Raw genomic sequence first — 19,620 nt, forward strand, 5'->3', positions numbered from 1 at the left:
AAGGAGAAGAACGATGGGATATTACCAGTGGTATGCCGCAGATAATGATGACGTTGTGACGGCGGGAGCGGGCGGTGTGGTCTGGGCCGGCGTCATTCAGGAGGATGATGGTTATGGTGGTTACAACACGCGCTTTGCAATTGCCGGCAAACTGGGGGAATACCACATCCATTTTGCCGCCGGTGGCACGCGTGTGAAGTGTTTCCGCCACAAGCGGGATGCAGTCGATGCGCGAGGTACGGATTTGCTCAAATTCATCGACGGCAGGGATGGGCATACACCGTTGACGCTGGCCGATCTGATCGGCGAATGCCGTAATTATCCGAATTTCAAAAAATTGTTTGAACACGCCAAATTCGCCATCAAGGATGTCAAGCGCAAGCCCAATGGAGAATTGTCCGGTGACGGGGTGTGAGAGCCCCCTGACCGTCGTGACCGATAACCACTTTTTTAGCCAAGGAAGCTGAATGTCTACCGATTTGAAATCATTGATTGGCAAGTTGGATCCCATCTGTCGTGCAGCCATGGAGTCGGCCGCAGGTTTGGCCATTTCACGCGGACATTATGAGATTGATGTCGAACATCTGCTGATGAAGGTGCTCGAAGCCGACAATACCGATCTGCTCAAGATTTTGCGTCATTACGGCATAGACAGCAGCCGTTTCGAGCGTGATCTCAATACTGCGCTCGATGGCTTCAAGAATGGCAATACCCGCAATCCGGTGCTGGCGGCCAATCTGCCCAAGTTGTTCAAGAAGGCCTGGCTGGTCGCGTCGGTGGATTGCAATGAAACCCGCATCCGCAGCGGTCATCTGCTGGTGGCGCTGTTGGGCGACGATGATCTGGCGCAACTGCTTCGTCAGTGGTCCAAGGATCTGGCCAATGTGGCAGTGGACGATCTGAAGAAGAATCTTGACGCAATCACCGCCGATTCGCGCGAAGCGGCTGCTGCGACCACGCTGGGCAGCGGTCCGGCAGCCAGTGGTACGCCAGTGGCGAACAAAGGCGGCAAGACGCCGGCGCTCGACCAGTACACGGTCAATCTGACCGAGCGCGCGCGCCAGAAGCAGATCGACCCGGTGCTGGGCCGCGATGCTGAAATCCGCCAGATGGTCGACATCCTGACGCGTCGTCGTCAGAACAACCCCATCCTTACCGGCGAGGCTGGCGTAGGCAAGACTGCCGTCGTCGAAGGGCTGGCCATCCGCATTGCCGCCGACGACGTGCCGCCCGTATTGCAGAATGTCGAGCTGCACATGCTTGATCTGGGTCTCTTGCAGGCCGGCGCCAGTGTGAAGGGCGAATTCGAGAACCGGCTGAAATCGGTGATCGAGGAAACCAAGGCCAGCGTCAAACCCATCATCATGTTTATCGACGAAGCGCACACGCTGATCGGCGCTGGTGGACAGGCTGGTCAGAACGACGCAGCCAACCTGCTCAAGCCTGCGCTCGCGCGTGGCGAGCTGCGCACGATTGCCGCGACGACTTGGTCCGAATACAAGAAATACTTCGAGAAAGACCCGGCGCTGACCCGCCGCTTCCAGGTCGTCAAGGTCGACGAGCCGAGCGAGGAGCAGGGCGTCATCATGCTGCGTGGCCTGCTGGAGAAAATGCAGGCGCACCACAAGGTTCGCGTGCTCGACGAGGCGCTGGTCGCCGCGGTCAAGCTTTCGCACCGTTACATCACCGGCCGCCAGTTGCCGGACAAGGCGGTTAGCGTGCTCGATACCGCGTGCGCGCGCATCGCCATCGGCCAGTCGGCGACGCCGGCACAGGTCGAGGACACGCGTCGCCGTATCGACGGCCTCGCGACTGAAATCCGCGTTCTGAACAAGGAAACCGCCAGCGGTGGCAGCCACGACTCCCGGCTGACCGAGCTGGCAGATCAGCAGCAGCAGGCCGAGGCCGAACTGGCGCAGCTGGAAGCGCGCTGGGCTGCCGAGCTGGAACTGGTGGGCAAAATCCGCGACGTGCAGGACAGGCTAGAAGCTGACGCCGAGGCGGCTGAACCGGGCAAAGAACGTCCCGCGCTGCTGGCCGAGCTGGGCAAACTGAACGATGAGCTGTCCACGCTGCAGGGCAAGGACCCGCTGGTGCAGGTCTGCGTCGATGAAGCAACCGTCGGCGCAGTGATTTCGGCGTGGACGGGAATCCCGCTGGGCAAAATGGTGCAGGATGAGCTGGCGACCGTGCTCAAGCTTAAGGAAACGCTGGCTGATCGCGTGATTGGTCAGGATCATGCGCTCGAAGCGATTGCGCAGCGCATCCGCATTTCGCGCGCGGGCCTCGAAGACCCGGGCAAGCCGATCGGTGTGTTCATGCTGGTCGGAACCAGCGGTGTCGGCAAGACCGAAACCGCGCTGGCGCTGGCTGATATTCTGTACGGCGGCGAGCGCAACCTCATCACCATCAATATGTCTGAGTTCCAAGAGGCGCATACCGTGTCCAGCCTGAAAGGCTCGCCTCCCGGCTACGTTGGTTACGGGGAGGGGGGTATCCTCACCGAGGCGGTTCGCCGTAAGCCCTACAGCGTGATACTGCTCGATGAAGTCGAAAAAGCGCATCCGGACGTACTGGAAATGTTCTTCCAGGTTTTCGACAAGGGCATGATGGACGACGCCGAGGGGCGCGAGATCAACTTCAAGAACACGGTCATCCTGCTGACTTCGAACGCCGGTACCGACATCATCATGGACGCTTGCCGCGATGCTGACACCATGCCGACGGTCGAATCGCTGCGCGATGCGCTGCGCGACGAGCTGAATCTGGTGTTCAAGCCGGCCTTCCTTGGCCGTATGCAGGTCGTGCCGTTTTATCCGGTCAAGGACGAAGTCCTCAAGCAGATCGTCCGGCTCAAGCTGGGCAAAATCAAAAAACGTGTCCGTCTCAACCACAATGCCGATTTCAGCTTCAGCGAAGTGTTGGTCGATGAAATTGCCGCACGTTGTACCGAGGTCGATAGTGGCGCGCGCAATATCGACAATATTATTTCCGGTACCTTGCTGCCCGAAGTGGCTTCCAGTGTACTGGCAAAAATGGCGATGGGTGAAACCGTGCAGCATATTGCGGTGGGCCTGAACGAGCAGAAGCAGTTTTCGTATCAACTGGCCTGATCTGGCGTGCCAGCCGCTGTCATGGGTTTGAAGGAGTTGGATTTTGGTGATTGACCAGAGCATGCGTTTGCTGGGTTTCGATTCGGCTTTGGGCAGCAATGCGCTGCAAGTCGAATCGTTTTCCGGTGAAGAGTGTCTATCCGGCCTGTTTCATTTCACCGTGAAGCTGGCTGCGGAAAATGACGAGCTTGATTTTGCCAAATTGCTTGGCGAACCGGCTTCGCTCAAGATCAAATTACCTGATCAGACCGAACGCATCTGGCACGGCATTGTTGGGCGATTCGCGCAGATCGGGAATGAAGGCAATAAAAATCAGTATCAGGCCGAGCTGCTGCCCTGGTTCTGGTTGTTGCAACATACTCAGGACAGCCGGATTTTTCAGCAGTTATCGGTGCCTGATATTGTCGAAAAAGTCTTTAAAGCGCGTGGCTTTCAGGATTTTCGTTTTTCGCTGTCGCAGTCTTATGCGGTGCGCGAGTATTGCGTCCAGTATCGCGAATCGGATTTCGCCTTTGTTTCCCGCCTGCTCGAAGAAGTCGGCATTTCGTATTACTTCGAGCACAGTCAGGACAAACACACGCTGGTGCTGGTTGACGCCAACTCCGCATTCAAGCCATGTCCGGTCAAAGATAGCGTGCCGTACCGGCCGGCTGCAGGCACGAATCAGGGCGATGACATTGTGTCCTGGATGCAATCATTGACGGTGATTCCGGCTAAATTGACGCTCAATGCCTTCAATTTCGAGCAAACCACAAACAGTTTGCTGGCCAGCAGCCCGACCGTGGCGACACAGGCCAAGCAAAGTGCGCTGGATATCTATGATTATCCGGCGACTCACCTGAATCAGGCCGATGGCGAGGCCGGAGCCAAGCTGCAAATGCAGGTGCTGGAAAGCAATCAACTGCGCATTGACGCGGCAGGTGATTGCCGGACGCTGGCTGCGGGTTATTGCTTTTCGCTGACCGATCATTACCGCGCTGAATATAACGCGGACTATCTTATTACCCGGATACGCCATCAGGCGGTGAATAATCTGCCCTGGCAAGACGCCAGCGGCCATTACGACAATGCTTTCGTTTGTCAGCCCAAATCGCTCACGGTCAGGCCGGAGCGGGTGACCGCTGTGCCCCGCATCCACGGGGTGCAAAGCGCCATGGTTGTCGGTCCGCAGGGGGAAGAAATTTATACCGACAAGTATGGCCGGGTAAAACTGCAAATGCTCTGGGATCGCAATTCGACCAAAGATGATAAAAGCTCATGCTGGGTCAGGGTATCTCATGGCTGGGCAGGTCTGAATTGGGGTTCCATGCATATACCCCGGGTTGGTCAGGAGGTATTGATTGAGTTTATCGACGGCAATCCGGATCAGCCCATCATCACCGGCCGGGTGTACAACGCCCAGAAAATGCCACCTTATGATTTGCCGGCCAATAAAACCCAGAGCGGCATCAAAACACGCAGTACGCCCAATGGCACGGCTGAAAACTTCAATGAATTGCGTTTTGAAGACAAAAAAGGCGAGGAAGACGTTTATTTTCAGGCAGAAAAAGATTTTCACCGGATGGTCAAAAACGACGACGATCTGAAAGTTGGCCACGATCAGACCATAGAAATCAAGAATCAGCGCAGCCAGACTATCAAGGAAGGCAATGATTCGTTACTGATCGAGAAGGGCAATCTCAGCACTGAAATCAAGGAAGGCGACAGCACTTATACCGTCACCAAAGGCAAGCACAGTGTGGTGGTCGAAAGCGATGCGCTGTTGCAACTGAAAAGCGGCAACCGTACCGTGCAGATCGATCAGGGCAACGATCAGCATCTGGTCAAAACCGGCAATCGTTCGGTCGAAGTTTCGCTGGGAAATGATGAATTGCTGATCAAGGCCGGTAATCAGGTGACCAAAATCAATGCCGGCAAGTCCGAAATGGAAGCGATGCAATCGATTGAGCTCAAAGTGGGTAGCAACAGCATCAAGATTGATACCAGCGGGATCACGATCAAAGGCATGGCGGTTCATGTCGAGGGAACGAGCAGTGCAGATGTCAAGGCACCGAGCGTTTCGATTAAAGGGCAGGCGAGCGCCTCATTGGCCTGCGATGGAGATACTTCGATCTCCGGATTGAATGTGGCTGTTCAGGGCGATATTGCTGCGACGGTCAAAGGCAATGCGACTGCCGAGCTCTCGGCAAGCGGCCAGACCGCCGTGAAAGGCGCGATTGTGATGATAAATTAAGCGTTTTAATACGATAGGACGCCTATCGTGCCAGAGAAATTGAATCGATTGCTGCTGAAATAGGAACTTCGTGATGTCATTAGCTGCCCGTTTAACCGATATGCACACCTGCCCGATGCAAACCCCCGGAGTTCCGCCCATCCCTCATGTCGGCGGGCCGGTTGTTGGACCGGGAGTACCGACCGTGTTGATCGGCGGTTTACCCGCTGCGGTTGTCGGCGATAGCTGTGTCTGTGTTGGACCACCGGATTCGATTGTGAAAGGCAGCGCCACGGTTTTGATCGGAGGGAAACCCGCAGCCCGGATGGGCGACACCACCGCACACGGCGGCTCGATTGTTCTGGGGTGCCCGACTGTGATGATCGGTGGTTAATTGCCAGCGATAAACCGACAAGAACATTGCCGTTTCTGTCTTGATGAATTTAGCCAAAATGAATGAGTGCCATGTCAATACTTGATTTAACCAGCCTTCTTGCCCCTATCAGCCCGGACTCTCCGAGTGGGCAGGATGTTTCATTTGAACCAGTTATTGATGAAATCAAGGAAGCCCGGCGCGCCGATGCAGATTATCTGTCGCAGGGCGACTGGAAAACGGAAGTGAAGTCCGCCGATTGGCCAGCTGCAAAGCGTCTGGCAATTGAAGTGCTCAGCAGCCGGAGCAAGGATTTGCAGGTTGCGGTGTGGCTGGTTGAAGCCTTGAGCAATCAGCATGGTTTTGCGGGGGCCGCAGAAGGTTTTGCTCTGCTCGATGGCTTGCTGCAACAATTCTGGCCAAGTCTGCACCCTGAGCTTGATGGCGACGATGCCGAACTGCGGATTGGCCGTCTGGTCTGGCTGGAAAACAATTTGCCGCTGACGCTGCGCCAGATACCGGTGACCGGACCCTATGGTGAAAGCAAGGGTTTCGGCTGGGTTCGCTGGCAGGAGTCGCGTGACGTCGATAATCTGGCCCGACAAAACGAAGACGCCTTCAAACAGGCACTCAAGGAAGGAAAGATCAATTCCGAAATCTGGGTGTCTGCGGTCAACCAGACGCCAGCGGCGTTTTACCAGTCATTGGCAACGGATAGTCAGGCGGCGCTGGAAGCTTGCAAGCAACTGGCCAAAACGGTGGACGAGAAATTTGGCTACGATGCGCCCAGCTTGGCTCAGACGATTGAAACCCTGAGCAATGTTGTGAAAGTGGTGATCAAACTTGCAGGTGAAAAAGGTGTGATGAGTTCACCTGAGGGTGAACCCGCTGTCGTAGAGTCATCCGTCACGGATGGAGAGCTGGCTCCGGCTGTCGTGCAGCAAGCCAACGTCAGAGCAGGGCCGCCCACAACGCGCGAAGAGGCACTGCGGCGCCTGAACGAAATCGCCGAATTTTATCGCACGACCGAGCCGCATAGCCCGGTTTCCTATCTGGTCGACAAGGCCGTGCGCTGGGGCAATATGCGCCTGGATGAATGGATTCGCGAGGTGGTCAGGGACGACTCCACCCGCCGTAATCTGAAAGATATGCTCGGGTATAGCGAGGAATAATGCGCAAGTTTCTCGTCGTTCTGCTGCTGGGATTCGCCGGGCTGTTGTCAGGGTGCAGCTCTCTGAATCAGGCCATGGGCGGTAATAGCGAAAAAGACGCCTTGATTCAGGCCAGCTGGGGTTTTGCCGCAGAAGGGATTGCCATCAAAGTGGATGCCAGCCCGGCATTGAATTTTTATGATGCCCAGCCGCATCCGCTGGTGCTGGCGGTTGTGCAATTGACCGAGAGTACCCCGTTTTATCAATTGCTGGCAGACGAAAACCAGCTGACGAAAATCCTGCAAGGCGACAAGCCGCCTGCGGCTTTTTTGAGTATCCGGCGCTATGCCATTTTGCCCGGCCAGCAGGCATTGATCAGACTGGATCGCAGTCAGAATACGCGCTTGATCGGAGTGATTCCTGCTTACTTTGGCGAAAACATTGCCAAATCGGCACGCCTGTTCAATGTGCCGCTTACCGTCGATAAAAGCGGCCTGATTGTCAGTGAGTACAAAGCTGAAGCTGCCGTGTCCGAGCTGACGCTAAAGCTGGGAGAGGATGCCTTGCTCAGTGGCTCGATCGCGGCGCTTTCGCCCGAGGTCCCCCAGCAGGGGGAGACCGGCCCCCCCGATGAAACGGGTGCCATTCAATTGAGTGACTAGATTCGCCGCAGGGACAAGCAAATTTCAGGCCGCATTGCCTTAACAGAACGAAAGCAAGGCATAATCTCACCAGACCAGCGCCAAAAGAGCGAAAAGAATGGAAATCAAGAAACCGGTATATTGGCATCAGGGGCTATTTTTACAGCCACAGCATTTTCAGCTAACGGATTTGCACGCCCGTTTTCGCCTGAAGCCATTCCTTGAAGTCGGATTACCCTATTTTTGGGGAATTGGTGAACTCAATATCAACGAAGCCGCGCTGGCGACCCGGATATTTGAGGTGCAATCGGCTCATGTGCTGTTCAAAGATGGCACCTACCTTGAATATCCCGGTAATGCCGTGCTCAAAGCGCGTTCTTTTGATGGCGTCTGGAAGGACCCCAACAAACCTCTGCCCGTTTATTTCGGGATCAAAAAACTGAGTTTGTCAGAACCGAATGTGGCGGTGGTACGCGAATTGCAAGACGGCGCGGATATGAATATTCGCTGCGTGACCTCGCATGAAGCTGAAGAATTCCGCGACATCCATTCCGATGGCCCTTTGGCTGAAGTCAAAAGTCTCAATTATGTGATCCGCATTTTGTGGGAAGACGAGCTGGAAAAATTTACCGATTACGAAATCATTCCAGTCGCGGTGGTCGAACGTCATGCAGAAACAGTGCGGCTGTCGCCCCGTTTTATTCCGCCGAGTTACACCTTGGGCAGCGCGCCGGCCTTGTACAATCTGGTCAAGGAAATTCGTGACGACGTTTCAGGGCGTGCTCATCAGCTGGAGCAATACAAAAGCCCGCGTGAAATGCAGAAGGCCGAGTTTGACGCCAGCTATATGGTCTTCCTGCTGGCGTTACGCACACTAAACAGGTATACGCCTTTACTGCACCATTTTATCGAATCTCCACAGGTACACCCGTGGGAGGTATATGGTGTGCTGCGGCAGATGGTCGGTGAGCTGTCCTCGTTTTCAGAGCGCTGCAATATGCTTGGCGAATTCGCGGATGGCACCCCCGGATTGCCGCAATACAATCATCATGATCTGGCGCATGGCCTGTTTGCCGCTCAAACCCTGATCAACCAATTGCTCAATGAGATCTCGGTTGGCCCCGAGTTTCTGGTCTTTCTCGAGCCGCGCGATGCCTATCTGGCCGCCGATTTGCCGAAGCAGTTTTTCAGCGGGCGCAATCGTTTCTATCTGGTTCTGCGCAGTGAAAGCGATCCGGATGCTTTGGTCGATTCATTTCAGACCTCGGCCAAACTGGCCGCGATCAACGAGCTGCCAACACTGGTACGTCGTGCTTTGCCCGGTGTCGAGTTGAGCCATCTGCCCGTCGCGCCGCAAGGGCTGCCGCGCCGCGCTTATTCATTCTATTTCCGGGTTGAAACTGCTGCCGAGTCATGGGAGCTGGTCGAAAAGGATGGCAGCATCGCGCTGGACTGGCCTGATGCCCCTGCAGACCTGAAAGCTGAGCTGGTGGTATTGCGTCGATGAAATTATCCGATTCATTTATCAAGCCTCTGGCCTATACCCGCTTGTTTCTGGATGCGCCCAATGCCGATGAGGCGGAATTCAGGCAACGGATTGAGCAGCAATTGGCCGAAGCCAGACTGAGTGCCATGGATGCAGGGATCGCACGCAACGAGATCGAAAGCGCCATGTTTGCAGTTGTGGCCTGGATTGATGAAAGCGTGATGTGTTCGGAATGGGTTGGTGCTGATTTCTGGCGTCGCAAGCCTTTGCAAAAAATCTACTTCAATACCACCAGGGCAGGCGTGGATTTCTTCAGTCGCCTGGAAGAGCTGCATGGCAATGAAGATGATGTGCGTGAAGTCTTTTTTCTCTGTCTGTCGCTGGGCTTCAAGGGGCAGTATTCCGCAGATGGTGGGCGTTTCAAGCTGGAAGAAATCAAGGCGCGCGAGTTGAAAAGCCTGCTGGGCAAAGATGCAAGCCTGGAACACAACGCCTTGCTGTTTCCGGAAGCCTATGTGCAGGCTTCGGCTCTCCCTGTGACGCGTCGCTGGCAACCAACACGGACGACTGTGCTGCTGTTGTTGGCGCCACTGAGTATCTTGCTGATTTTATATATCGTATTTGCGCTTGTGCTGAGCAGCCAGGTCAATGATTTTCTACGGCTAATGCAATGATGAAAGTATTCGGATTATTAGTCGGACTCCTGATCCTGGCGCTTGGTTGCTGGGGCGTGGCGTTATGGAATGAGTGGCCGGTTTGGGCTGCCTTGTTCCTGTTTTTTGGCGTGCTGGGTTTGTATTTTCTGGTCCGCTGGATCATCAGGCTGGTCAAAGGCAGTCTGGCGCGAAGTCAGATGGCGACGCCGGTCGAGAAGCCGGAACCGGTACAAAGTGCCGAGTCTGCACTCAAAGCGAAATGGAAAGAGGCCATTTCCCTGCTGCGCAATTCCAATCTGCGCCGATTAGGAAATCCTTTGTATGTCTTGCCTTGGTATATGGTCATCGGCCGTTCCGGTTCGGGAAAAACCACAGCGTTGACGCGGGCACGGTTGTCGTCACCGCTCAAAAAACGCAGCTTTACGGGAAAGGTCGAGAGCACCCTGAATGTCGATTGGTGGTATTTCGATAAAGCCATCGTGCTTGATACGGCAGGCCGCTATATCGAACCGGAAGAAATTGAAGCTGATCGGCAGGAATGGGAAAAAATGCTCGACCTGCTTGGCCGCTATCGCGCCAAGGAAGGTCTAAATGGGCTGGTGCTGACGATACAGGCCGATCACCTGCTCAACCCTGACGCGGATGTGTTGGCGAATGAGGGGCGGGTGATCCGCATGCGGATCGAGCAGATGATCCGCTTGTTTGATAAACGCTTCCCGATCTATGTGCTGGTGACAAAATGCGATCAGCTGTATGGGCTGGAGGCCTGGAGCCAGTTACTGCCGGAAGGCGTGCTGGATCAGGCAATGGGTTATGTTGGCCTTGAAAGCATGCAGGAGCAGCTGGACGAAGCAGGGTTTGTTGACGCGGCATTCTCGCATGTGAGCACGCAACTGAAACGGCTGCAGCTGGCCATGATGCAAAGGCTGGAAAGTGCAGATCCTCGCCTGCTGCTGCTCCCCAGTGAGTTGCTGAAACTTCAGGAACCCCTGAAGGTCTTTCTTCGTCATGCGCTGGGCGACAGCCCCTATCTGGAAGATCCGTTTTTGCGCGGTGTGTTTTTCAGCAGCGGTGTGCAGCAAGGCGGCGCCGTTTCGAGCCTGTTGAAAGAGATCGCCCCTCAAGAGCCTGAGCATGCCCCGGTTTACAAGGGGCTGTTTTTGCATGATTTATTTGACCGGGTATTGCCCGGTGATCGCTACCTGCTTCATCCGGCAGCCTTGATCAGTCACTGGCGTCGCGCAACGCGGCATCTGGGCGCGATGGCCTGGTTGTTATTGTGTCTGGCTGCGGGCTGCTATTTGAGTTTTTCTTTTGTTCATAGCCTGAATACGCTGAACCAGATGCGCGATATGTATCCGGGCCAGCTCAGCCTGACCGGACAGTTGCGGCATGACATCGAGTCGCTGGATCAATTCAGAAGCTTTGTGTACTGGCTGGAACGTCGCGATGCACAGGTGGCAACACGCTATCTTGCTTTTGATGGCAGAGTCGCAGAAGTAGAAACGCAGATTAAAGCCAATTATGTTGCCAAGTTCCGCAAGTATATTTTACCGGGGCTGGACGATGCATTTAGCAATAAAATCGAGAGCCTGGCCAGTGCCGGGCAGTCAGAACTCTTGGCCGATTACATTCAGACTCTGGTGCGCAGGATCAATCTGGTTCAAGCGAGGCTGGAGAATGCCAGCCATGAAGAACTGCGTAAAATGCCGCCGTTGTCCGGTGCGGTTCTGTTTGAAATGGATCCGGGCATTTCGCCCGAGGCTGCCAGCCATTTCAATGAAATGTACGTTGCACTGCTTGCGTGGCAGCCCAATGACCTTTTTCGCCTGCAGCGTCTGGCTGTTTTGCGCAATGATTTGAATCAGATTGCGCTGAGCAGCAATGATTTCCACTGGATTATTGATTGGAGCGATGCGCAGCCTGATCTGAAAAAAGTTCGGCTGGCCGATTATTGGCAGGGAACACGCCAGGCTTCCGGTTTGCCGGAGATTTCCGCGGCGTTTACCGTTGACGGCAAAGCGCGTATTGATGCGTTTATGGCCGAAGTCAGAAAGAGCGCGCCGAATCAGGCCCGCTTTGATGAGAAACTGCAGCAGTTCAATCAGTGGTACCTGACAGAAAAAATTCGCGTCTGGCGCGATTTTGCCTGGAATTTCCCGCAGGGCGAAGATCTGCTGCGCGGTGAAAATGAATGGCGCAGCGTCATGGTCAGACTTACCGCCCAAAACAGCCCTTATACACAATTGGCGAATCGTCTGGTGAGCGAATTCAAAGGTGTAGCGCCAGAGCAAATGCCAGGCTGGCTGGCTTTGAATCAGCAATTATTCTCCATCCGCCAGCGCGCCAATCAACAGGGCATGATCAAAACCCCCGGAACCATTAATGATATCGGTGGCAAATTACTCAAGCAGTTTGCCGATGGCGGCAATATCGTTCAAGCCAAAACAGAACTGGAAATGCAATTTAAAGCGATTGGCGTTTATCAGGGCTATGAGTCGGCGTTGGGCAAGGTGGTGGCTGACAGTACATTAAGCATGGCGAAAGCGGCCCAGACTTCGGCTGATTTTCACGGCTTTGACGCTAATCCAAACACGAAGTCTGCATTGCAGGATGCGTACAGTCGTTTATCCGAATTGCGCAGCGTCATTCGCACTCAGGATGCAGAGGATCAAGTGGCCTGGGGATTATTGGCGGGCCCCCTGCAATTGGCTGTGCGGTTTGCTGATCGGCAGGCCTCCTGCGTTTTGCAGAAAGACTGGGATTCCAAAGTAATCTGGCCGATGCAATCTGCAACGGCCTTGCCGGAAATGCTCGATCAGCTTTATGGCGAGAAAGGCAGTGTCTGGGGCTTTTTGAATGGTTCGGCTAAACCGTTTGTCAGCCGAGGGCAGGATGCTTACCTTGCTGTTGAGACGCTGGGTCAGTCGGTGCCATTTACCGCTGAATTTATGCCTTTCATTAACGGCGCCATTGCGCATCAGGTAAGTCAGAAGGTGGCTCAACAACAGCAGCTGACAGAAGCGCAACGTGCCGAGTTGATCCTGCAGCAGCAAAAACAGACGCTGGCGGAGCAAAGCAAGCAAGCCGAGGCCAAGCTGAACGAATTGCAAAGCACGGCAGCCAGCCTTAAAGAGCAGGTCTACCCGGTAAAAATTACAGGTTTGCCGACAGGCTTGAATGAGGGAGCCAAAGCGAATGTGCTGGCGACGGTGCTGAGCGTTCAATGTGCCAACTCGCCATTTACCCTGAATAATCTGAATTTTTCGGTTACCGATTCACTCAACTGGTCACAGCAAAGTTGTGGTGATGCAACGCTGAAAATTCGCTTCCCTTCATTCAGTGTGAGTAAAAAATATCCGGACCCACAAGGCTTTCTGGCCTTCTTGCAAGACTTTCAGGCTGGTACTCATACCTTTGATGCGACTGATTTTCCTCGCGATAAAATGCGGCTGGATGCATTGAACATCAAGCAGATCCAGGTGCGTTACCAGTTTGCCGGCGAAGATGCGGCATTAAAAAACATGCGGCAATTGGCATTGATTGCCGAAGAAAACAGCAAGGCCTTGCAGGAAAAGCAGGAAGCCAAGGCAATGCTGACCAATATTGAGCAGCAAGCCTTTCAGAGCAAAATGAATGGGGCTACACCCGGCCCTGTGCCCATGAAGGTACAGGTGCCAAGCCGGATCGGATTATGCTGGAACGAGGGCGGTAAAGTTAAGGCATCAGACAGGCCAGTGCGGCAGGTGATCGATGAATTAGTGGCCAAGACTATGTCCGACGCGGCCTCTCAAGCCGCATCCAGTGTGCCCTCCAAAGCGGCCATCAGTGAAAAACAGTCAGGTAGTCAGCGCTTGAAAATCGCAGTCGGTGACAACACCCCCCAGTTGAAAAAGGCAGTTAATCGTGCTGAGCAATGGCTCGCAAAAGAGGGGCGCTTTACCTTGCAAATCTGGCTGGCCGACTCCCCTGCCGCCGCAGAGAATATGCTGCGTCGGCTTTCGTCCGAAAGTGAGGGATTTTTGCTGGCCTACCCGACCATCGCAGGTGGGCGGCAAATCATTGCAATTGCCTCGGGGGATGTTCCGAGTGCAAAAGAAGCTCAGGCAGCTAAAACCGGCTTGGCTGACTCATTGAAGGCTCAAGGCCCGATGATCAGAAGTAGTCAGGGTATCCGTGCAGAGTTGAGCAAACAAAAATTCTTGCTTGTAGATTAGGCTCTGTTGACGTTTTGCCGCCTCTTATCGCAACCACAGTAAAGTTGCGGAAAATGTCAGCATCGCCATGAAATTGATCGCATTTTTTTGTAATGCATAGCGATTCTGCGGTAATACCTGAGCTTGCCAAACATGCACTCCACAGCATGGCACTCTTTGTAATGTCACCAATCGCATTTCCGCCGCTCTTTTCGATTCGTTTTCGGGGAAATAACAGCTTTTATACCGCGTGTTTTGAGCCATGCTGTTGTCGCCGATGATTTATTGACCTATCTGCCGAGATTCGGCTGACCCACCCCAAAATCGTATTTTCCGATACGCTTCAATAGCATTCAACGTCATGTTGTGGGTCAATCAAATCTCGACGGCTGGGGCAAAATCACGTCGGCGCGAAACAAGCCAAGGGCATCTAACTGAAAACTGTGCACAGAACTGTGTACGGTCAAAAGGGCGTTACGGGAATGTGGTTCTGATGGGGAATGAAAAAAGCCGCTAGGTTGTTGAAACCTAGCGGCTTTTCGAATTTGGTGCCCAGGGTCGGACTCGAACCGACACACCTTGCGGCGGGGGATTTTGAGTCCCCTGCGTCTACCATTTCGCCACCTGGGCAGGTAACTGGTTTAGAGGGCGGATTATTCATGATCTGCCGGGGCTTGGCAAGCAGAGCATGTGGGTTAAATGGATAGCGTATTGAATATTAAATGATTATTTTTTCTGTGCGGCAAAGCTTTAATCGAGCTGTTTGACGACCCATTTAAGTCCGTCGTCTTCTGGGTGCGGCCCGATGCTGAAACCCAGATGTTTCATAAAGGCCAGCATGGTTTTATTGCTCGATAGCACTTCACCTTCGATGACTTTTAAGTTCATGTCGCGCGCGGCGTTAAACAGCGCGTCCATCAGCCGTCCTCCCAGGCCTTTGCCTTGCCAGCGATCATCAATTACGACGGCAAATTCGCAGCTGTCACGGTCCGGGTTGGCGGTAAAACGGGCAACACCGATGATCAGCTCGCCTGCGCCGCTATCGACCGTCGCAGCAATGGCCATTTCGCGGGTGTAATCGAGCTGGGTAAAGCGCGCCAACAGGGCTTGCGGCAGCGTTTTGAGCGTACTCATAAAGCGGTTGTATCGACTCTCTTCCGACAAATTACTGATAAAGGTCGCGACCAATTCGGCGTCTTCAGGGCGTACCGGGCGCAGCGCCATCGGCATGCCGTTTTTCAGCTGTGTTACGCTGGCCAGATGCGCCGGGTAGGGGTGGATCGCCATATGGCTGTAACGACGGATTTTGGACGGAACAGGCGCAATGATGACGCGCGCATCGACCGCAATGACACCGTTTTCGTCGGCCACCAGCGGGTTAATGTCCATTTGCTGGATATGCGGCAACTCGCAAACCATTTCGGAAACGCGCATCAACACCATTTTGACTGCATCCAGGTCGACCGGAGGCTGGTTGCGAAATGCACCAAGCATTTGTTTGACCCGGGTGCGGCGGATCAGGTTATCGGCCAGGTATTCGTTCAGAGGCGGCAGCGAGACTGCCACGTCGTTAAATACCTCGACAGTAACGCCACCAAAGCCAAAGGTAATGACCGGGCCAAAAGCGCGGTCGCGCGAGACGCCGACCATCAGCTCGCGACCACTTTTTTTGCCGTGCATGGGCTGGATCACCAGACCGCGGACATGCTCGGCACCGAGCAGGCCGCGCGCGCGCGCGAGCATTTTATTGGATTCGGATGCAACCTGAACCAGGCTCGCCAGATTAAGAACAACGCCGTCGATATCGGTTTTATGCAAAATGACATCGGCGTCGATTTTAAGTGCAACGGGCAAGCCCAGTCCCATTGCAGCGGTCACGGCATCGTCGGCATTTTTGGCGCGAACGGTCTGCGTGACCGGAATATGAAACGCGCGCAATAGCGCTTTGGATTCGACTTCATCGAGCACGTCGCGCCCGGCGGCCAGTACATTATCAATAATCAAACGAGCCGTTTCAAAGTCGGGCGCTTCCATTTCGCCAATCGGCGATGGTGTTTGCAGCAGTAATTGCTGATTGTATTGCCATGAAGCGAGCGAATAAAACACTTCGACGGCGTTTTCCGGCGCGGGAAAATGCGCGCATTGCGCTTTGCTCAGCAGCTTGCGGCTGTCTTGCACTTTCTTACCACCAATCCACGAGAGCAGCAGCGGTTTATCGCTGGTTTTGCGCAGCTCGATCATCGCCTGTGCCGTGGCCATATCGTCGGTGCCGGTTTGTGGCGTAAAGACAATCAGTACACCGTCGATATTCGGGTCGCGCAGAACGATTTCGGTTGCGGCCTTAAAGCGCTCGGCACCGGCGTCGCCGAGAATATCGACCGGATTGTGGTGCTGGGCTTGCGGCGGCAGCAGTGCGTCAAGCTGGGCGATGGTGTCGTCGCTCAAACGCGGTAGTTGCACATGCAGTTCATGTGCGCGGTCAACCGCCATCATACCGGCACCAATCCCATTGGTGATAATGGCGAGGCGACGGCCTTTCGTTTTATACGAGCCATCGAGCACGCGGGCTGCGGTAAACAGCTGGTTGATCGAATGCAGCCGCAACACCCCGGCGCGTTTGAGCGCGACGTCAAACACATCGTCGCTGCCGATCAGACGCTCCGAATGTGTGCGACCGAAGCGGGGGATGTTGTCGTAGCGACCGACTTTCAGTGCCAGCACGGCTTTGGAGCGCGAAGCAGCGCGCAGCGCCGACATAAACAGCCGGGCGTCTTTCAGGTCTTCGATATACAGCAGGATGGATTTGGTTTTCGGATCGGCCACCAGATAATCGAGTACATCGCCAACATCAATATCGGCTGCTGCACCCAAGGACACGACCGATGAAAACCCCAGCTCGTGCGATTCGGCCCAATCCAGAATTGCCGAAGTCACTGCCGACGACTGAGACACCAGCGCCATGCTGCCATTTTTGACTTTGCCCTGATAATTGCACGCCAGCAATTTGCTCGGCGCACGGACAAAGCCGAACGCCGTGGGCCCCAGAATCCGCATACCATACTGGCGTGCGCGGGCAATGATCTGATCGAGCAGCACTTTGCCTTTGGTGTCGGTACCGACAAAATCCCACGACATAATCATGACAAAACGGATTGCCGCCTTGCCACAATCATCGATCAGCCCGACCAGTGTATTGCTCGGCGAAGTCAGAATCGCCAGATCAATTTTGGTATCGACCTGCGAGATTTTTTTGACCGTAGGCAGCCCGAATACCGTGTCATGGCGCAGATTGACCGGAAAAACCTTGCCGCTATAAGCCAGTTCGAGCAGGTTGCGCATGACTTTTTCGCCGACCGAGCCAGGGGTTTCTGAGCCGCCAATCACGGCAATGGCGCGGGGGTCGAACAAGGGCGTGAGGTAATGGGCTTTCATTGGGCTTTCTCGATACATCGGCACGTTTCATTGTATATGTTGCACTGCAACTTCAACATATATTGCGGTGCAAAATAGGTGAAAGTCCGTACGGATTCCCATTCTACGCTATCAGTTTGACGCTTTGCCCGTATATAATCGCGCTGTTTGTCAAACTCAACCCTCAGGATTTGAAGCTCATGGACATCAGCAAAATTGCCGCCGGTAAAAACCTGCCGGAAGATTTCAACGTCATCATCGAAATCCCAGCCAATGCACCGCCAGTCAAATACGAATTCGACAAAGAATCCGGCGCGATCATCGTTGACCGTTTCGTGGGTACTTCAATGTCTTACCCGATGAACTACGGTTTCGTGCCGCACACACTGTCGCTCGACGGCGATCCTGTTGACGTGCTGGTTTACACCCCGTTCCCATTGGCTCCCGGCATGGTGATCAAATGCCGCGCCGTTGGTGTGCTGGGCATGGAAGATGAATCAGGAATGGACGCGAAAGTGATCGCAGTACCAGTACCGAAAGTGTGCGCAATGTTTGCCCACATCGAAAAGCTGGAAGACATCCCTGAGTTGCTGCTCGCTCAAGTGAAACATTACTTCGAGCACTACAAAGACCTCGAAAAAGGCAAATGGGTCAAGGTCACTGGCTGGGGCGACAAAGCCGCAGCTGAAGCCGAGATCATGACCAGCTACGAGCGCGCACAAAAAGCCTAAGCTGGCGTTGCTCTGATCTGATGAAAAACCCGCTGCGGCGGGTTTTTTTACGCCTGGATTAATTCAAGCGCGTGAATATGCTGGGATACCCACCTTGGTATTGCCGTGCTGTTTAATTAATGATTGATCTGCATGCTTATACCCCTGGGTTTGGTTTGGAGTACGAAGCGGTATGAGCCCGAATGGTGTTGTGCACTCTGATGGTGCAGGTTGCTGTGGTGTTTTGATGTTTTGCACCATCTTAAGACATGACTTGTCGTAAGGTGAGCGCCAAGCCTTTGATTTTTAAGTTTTTGCACTGCTTTGAGGCGCTGGCACGCTCTTTGCTCACAAAACGCCCATTGTTTGTCACCAATATGGAACAGCTATGGATGCGTTTCGCACCAGTACCGACGTACTGTTTATTTTATTAGGCGCCATCATGATTCTGGCGATGCACGCCGGCTTTGCTTTTCTCGAGCTGGGCACCGTGCGCAAGAAAAATCAGGTCAACGCGCTGGTCAAAATCCTGACCGACTTTGCCGTTTCAACCATCGCTTATTTCTTTATTGGCTATAGCGTCGCCTACGGCGTCAATCTGCTCGCGCCGGTGAGCGAGCTGAACATCGCCAGCGGCTACGGCATGGTGAAGTTCTTCTTTCTGGTGACTTTTGCTGCGGCGATACCGGCGATTGTGTCGGGCGGGATTGCCGAGCGCGCCAAGTTCCATCCGCAATCGGCGGCGACCTTTATTCTGGTCGGGCTGGTTTATCCCTTCTTTGAAGGCATGATCTGGAATAACAATTTTGGCGTGCAGGACTGGATGAAAGCGAGCTTTGGCGCGACTTTCCATGATTTCGCAGGCTCGGTTGTTGTTCACGCCGTCGGCGGCTGGATCGGTCTGGCTGCCGTGCTCCATCTTGGTGCGCGCCGTGGTCGCTATAGCAAGGAAGGTCGCATCGCTGCGCATCCACCTTCAAGCATCCCGTTTCTAGCGCTCGGCGCGTGGATTCTGATCGTCGGCTGGTTTGGCTTTAACGTCATGAGTGCGCAAAAAATCGAAGGCATTTCGGGTCTGGTCGCGATGAATTCGCTGATGGCGATGGTCGGCGGCACACTGGTTGCCACCTTCACCGGCAAAAACGACCCCGGCTTTATCCATAACGGCCCGCTCGCGGGTTTGGTTGCGGTGTGTGCTGGCTCGGACATCATGCACCCGCTCGGTGCGCTGATCGTTGGTGGCATTGCGGGCGGCATGTTTGTTTATCTGTTCACGATTACGCAGAATAAATGGAAAATCGACGACGTACTTGGCGTCTGGCCGTTACATGGCATCTGCGGCGCATGGGGAGGTATTGCCGCAGGGCTATTTGGTAGCAAGGCCTTGGGCGGTATGGGTGGGGTGAGTATCCTTGCGCAAATCGTCGGCACCCTGATGGGCATCGTGATCGCCTTTGTTGGAGGCTATATCGTTTACGGGGTGCTGAAGAAAACGGTCGGCATTCGCCTGTCTGACGAAGACGAGTTTAATGGTGCGGATTTGAGTATCCATCAGATTTCAGCCAGTCCCGAACGCGAGACGAACTGGTAAGTTTAATCATTGAAGCAAAAAAGCCGGATGAATGAAGCATCCGGCTTTTTTTATGCGCGAAGCGATTTGTGCTGTTTGGA

Annotated in this window: 12 protein-coding genes and 1 tRNA gene; 11 read left to right on the plus strand and 2 right to left on the minus strand. The window is 54.3% G+C overall.

The window, feature by feature from the left end:
* Window positions 1-13 precede the first annotated feature (13 nt).
* From ACG2XO_RS10185 to ACG2XO_RS10225, 9 genes are all read left to right on the plus strand, one after another.
* A complete protein-coding gene (locus ACG2XO_RS10185; RefSeq protein WP_410497872.1) occupies window positions 14-415 on the plus strand; it encodes a hypothetical protein in 402 nt (133 codons plus the stop codon).
* A 52-nt stretch (window positions 416-467) separates the two neighbouring features.
* On the plus strand, window positions 468-3,113 hold the full coding sequence (tssH, locus tag ACG2XO_RS10190; protein WP_410497873.1) for a type VI secretion system ATPase TssH: 2,646 nt from the start codon (window positions 468-470) through the stop codon (window positions 3,111-3,113).
* 46 nt (window positions 3,114-3,159) lie between these two features.
* The gene (locus ACG2XO_RS10195) at window positions 3,160-5,346 is read left to right on the plus strand and encodes a type VI secretion system Vgr family protein (RefSeq protein WP_410497874.1); all 2,187 of its coding nucleotides are present in this window, start codon (window positions 3,160-3,162) and stop codon (window positions 5,344-5,346) included.
* Between the two features lie 73 nt (window positions 5,347-5,419).
* Window positions 5,420-5,719, plus strand: coding sequence for a PAAR domain-containing protein (locus tag ACG2XO_RS10200; RefSeq protein WP_410497875.1), 300 nt, complete (start codon window positions 5,420-5,422; stop codon window positions 5,717-5,719).
* Between the two features lie 71 nt (window positions 5,720-5,790).
* Window positions 5,791-6,870 carry a type VI secretion system protein TssA gene (gene tssA, locus ACG2XO_RS10205; protein WP_410497876.1) on the plus strand — a complete coding sequence of 360 codons (1,080 nt, stop codon included), beginning with the start codon at window positions 5,791-5,793 and terminating at the stop codon, window positions 6,868-6,870.
* The gene (gene tssJ / locus ACG2XO_RS10210) at window positions 6,870-7,511 is read left to right on the plus strand and encodes a type VI secretion system lipoprotein TssJ (protein WP_410497877.1); all 642 of its coding nucleotides are present in this window, start codon (window positions 6,870-6,872) and stop codon (window positions 7,509-7,511) included. Before tssA ends, tssJ begins: the two co-directional genes overlap by 1 nt.
* A 97-nt stretch (window positions 7,512-7,608) precedes the next feature.
* Window positions 7,609-8,997, plus strand: coding sequence for a type VI secretion system baseplate subunit TssK (tssK, locus tag ACG2XO_RS10215; protein WP_410497878.1), 1,389 nt, complete (start codon window positions 7,609-7,611; stop codon window positions 8,995-8,997).
* Window positions 8,994-9,650: a DotU family type IV/VI secretion system protein gene (locus ACG2XO_RS10220; protein ID WP_410497879.1), complete on the plus strand. Its 657-nt coding sequence runs from the start codon at window positions 8,994-8,996 to the stop codon at window positions 9,648-9,650. Before tssK ends, ACG2XO_RS10220 begins: the two co-directional genes overlap by 4 nt.
* Window positions 9,647-13,849, plus strand: coding sequence for a type VI secretion protein IcmF/TssM N-terminal domain-containing protein (locus tag ACG2XO_RS10225; protein ID WP_410497881.1), 4,203 nt, complete (start codon window positions 9,647-9,649; stop codon window positions 13,847-13,849). The genes ACG2XO_RS10220 and ACG2XO_RS10225 overlap by 4 nt, the downstream gene beginning before the upstream one ends.
* A gap of 525 nt (window positions 13,850-14,374) precedes the next feature.
* Here the strand turns inward: ACG2XO_RS10225 and ACG2XO_RS10230 are convergent.
* Window positions 14,375-14,458: transfer RNA gene (locus ACG2XO_RS10230), tRNA-Leu, on the minus strand.
* 120 nt (window positions 14,459-14,578) lie between these two features.
* Complete coding sequence (locus tag ACG2XO_RS10235) at window positions 14,579-17,260, minus strand: GNAT family N-acetyltransferase (protein WP_410497882.1); 2,682 nt, start codon at window positions 17,258-17,260, stop codon at window positions 14,579-14,581.
* Window positions 17,261-17,439: 179 nt separating this feature from the next.
* Between ACG2XO_RS10235 and ppa the strand changes: the two genes are divergently transcribed.
* Both ppa and ACG2XO_RS10245 read left to right on the plus strand, forming a co-directional pair.
* On the plus strand, window positions 17,440-17,970 hold the full coding sequence (gene ppa, locus ACG2XO_RS10240) for an inorganic diphosphatase (RefSeq protein WP_028449269.1): 531 nt from the start codon (window positions 17,440-17,442) through the stop codon (window positions 17,968-17,970).
* A gap of 367 nt (window positions 17,971-18,337) precedes the next feature.
* Complete coding sequence (locus ACG2XO_RS10245; protein WP_410497884.1) at window positions 18,338-19,540, plus strand: ammonium transporter; 1,203 nt, start codon at window positions 18,338-18,340, stop codon at window positions 19,538-19,540.
* Window positions 19,541-19,620 lie beyond the last annotated feature (80 nt).

The organism is Chitinibacter sp. S2-10, from assembly GCF_046530675.1.
Classification (GTDB): domain Bacteria; phylum Pseudomonadota; class Gammaproteobacteria; order Burkholderiales; family Chitinibacteraceae; genus Chitinibacter.

Excerpts from the sequence above, each read along its gene's own strand:
- ACG2XO_RS10185 (WP_410497872.1), top strand. The coding sequence starts at position 14 with ATGGGATATTACCAGTGGTATGCCGCAGATAATGATGACGTTGTGACG.
- tssH (WP_410497873.1), top strand. The coding sequence starts at position 468 with ATGTCTACCGATTTGAAATCATTGATTGGCAAGTTGGATCCCATCTGT.
- ACG2XO_RS10200 (WP_410497875.1), top strand. The coding sequence starts at position 5,420 with ATGTCATTAGCTGCCCGTTTAACCGATATGCACACCTGCCCGATGCAA.
- tssA (WP_410497876.1), top strand. The coding sequence starts at position 5,791 with ATGTCAATACTTGATTTAACCAGCCTTCTTGCCCCTATCAGCCCGGAC.
- tssJ (WP_410497877.1), top strand. The coding sequence starts at position 6,870 with ATGCGCAAGTTTCTCGTCGTTCTGCTGCTGGGATTCGCCGGGCTGTTG.
- tssK (WP_410497878.1), top strand. The coding sequence starts at position 7,609 with ATGGAAATCAAGAAACCGGTATATTGGCATCAGGGGCTATTTTTACAG.
- ACG2XO_RS10220 (WP_410497879.1), top strand. The coding sequence starts at position 8,994 with ATGAAATTATCCGATTCATTTATCAAGCCTCTGGCCTATACCCGCTTG.
- ACG2XO_RS10225 (WP_410497881.1), top strand. The coding sequence starts at position 9,647 with ATGATGAAAGTATTCGGATTATTAGTCGGACTCCTGATCCTGGCGCTT.
- ACG2XO_RS10235 (WP_410497882.1), bottom strand. The coding sequence starts at position 17,260 with ATGAAAGCCCATTACCTCACGCCCTTGTTCGACCCCCGCGCCATTGCC.
- ppa (WP_028449269.1), top strand. The coding sequence starts at position 17,440 with ATGGACATCAGCAAAATTGCCGCCGGTAAAAACCTGCCGGAAGATTTC.
- ACG2XO_RS10245 (WP_410497884.1), top strand. The coding sequence starts at position 18,338 with ATGGATGCGTTTCGCACCAGTACCGACGTACTGTTTATTTTATTAGGC.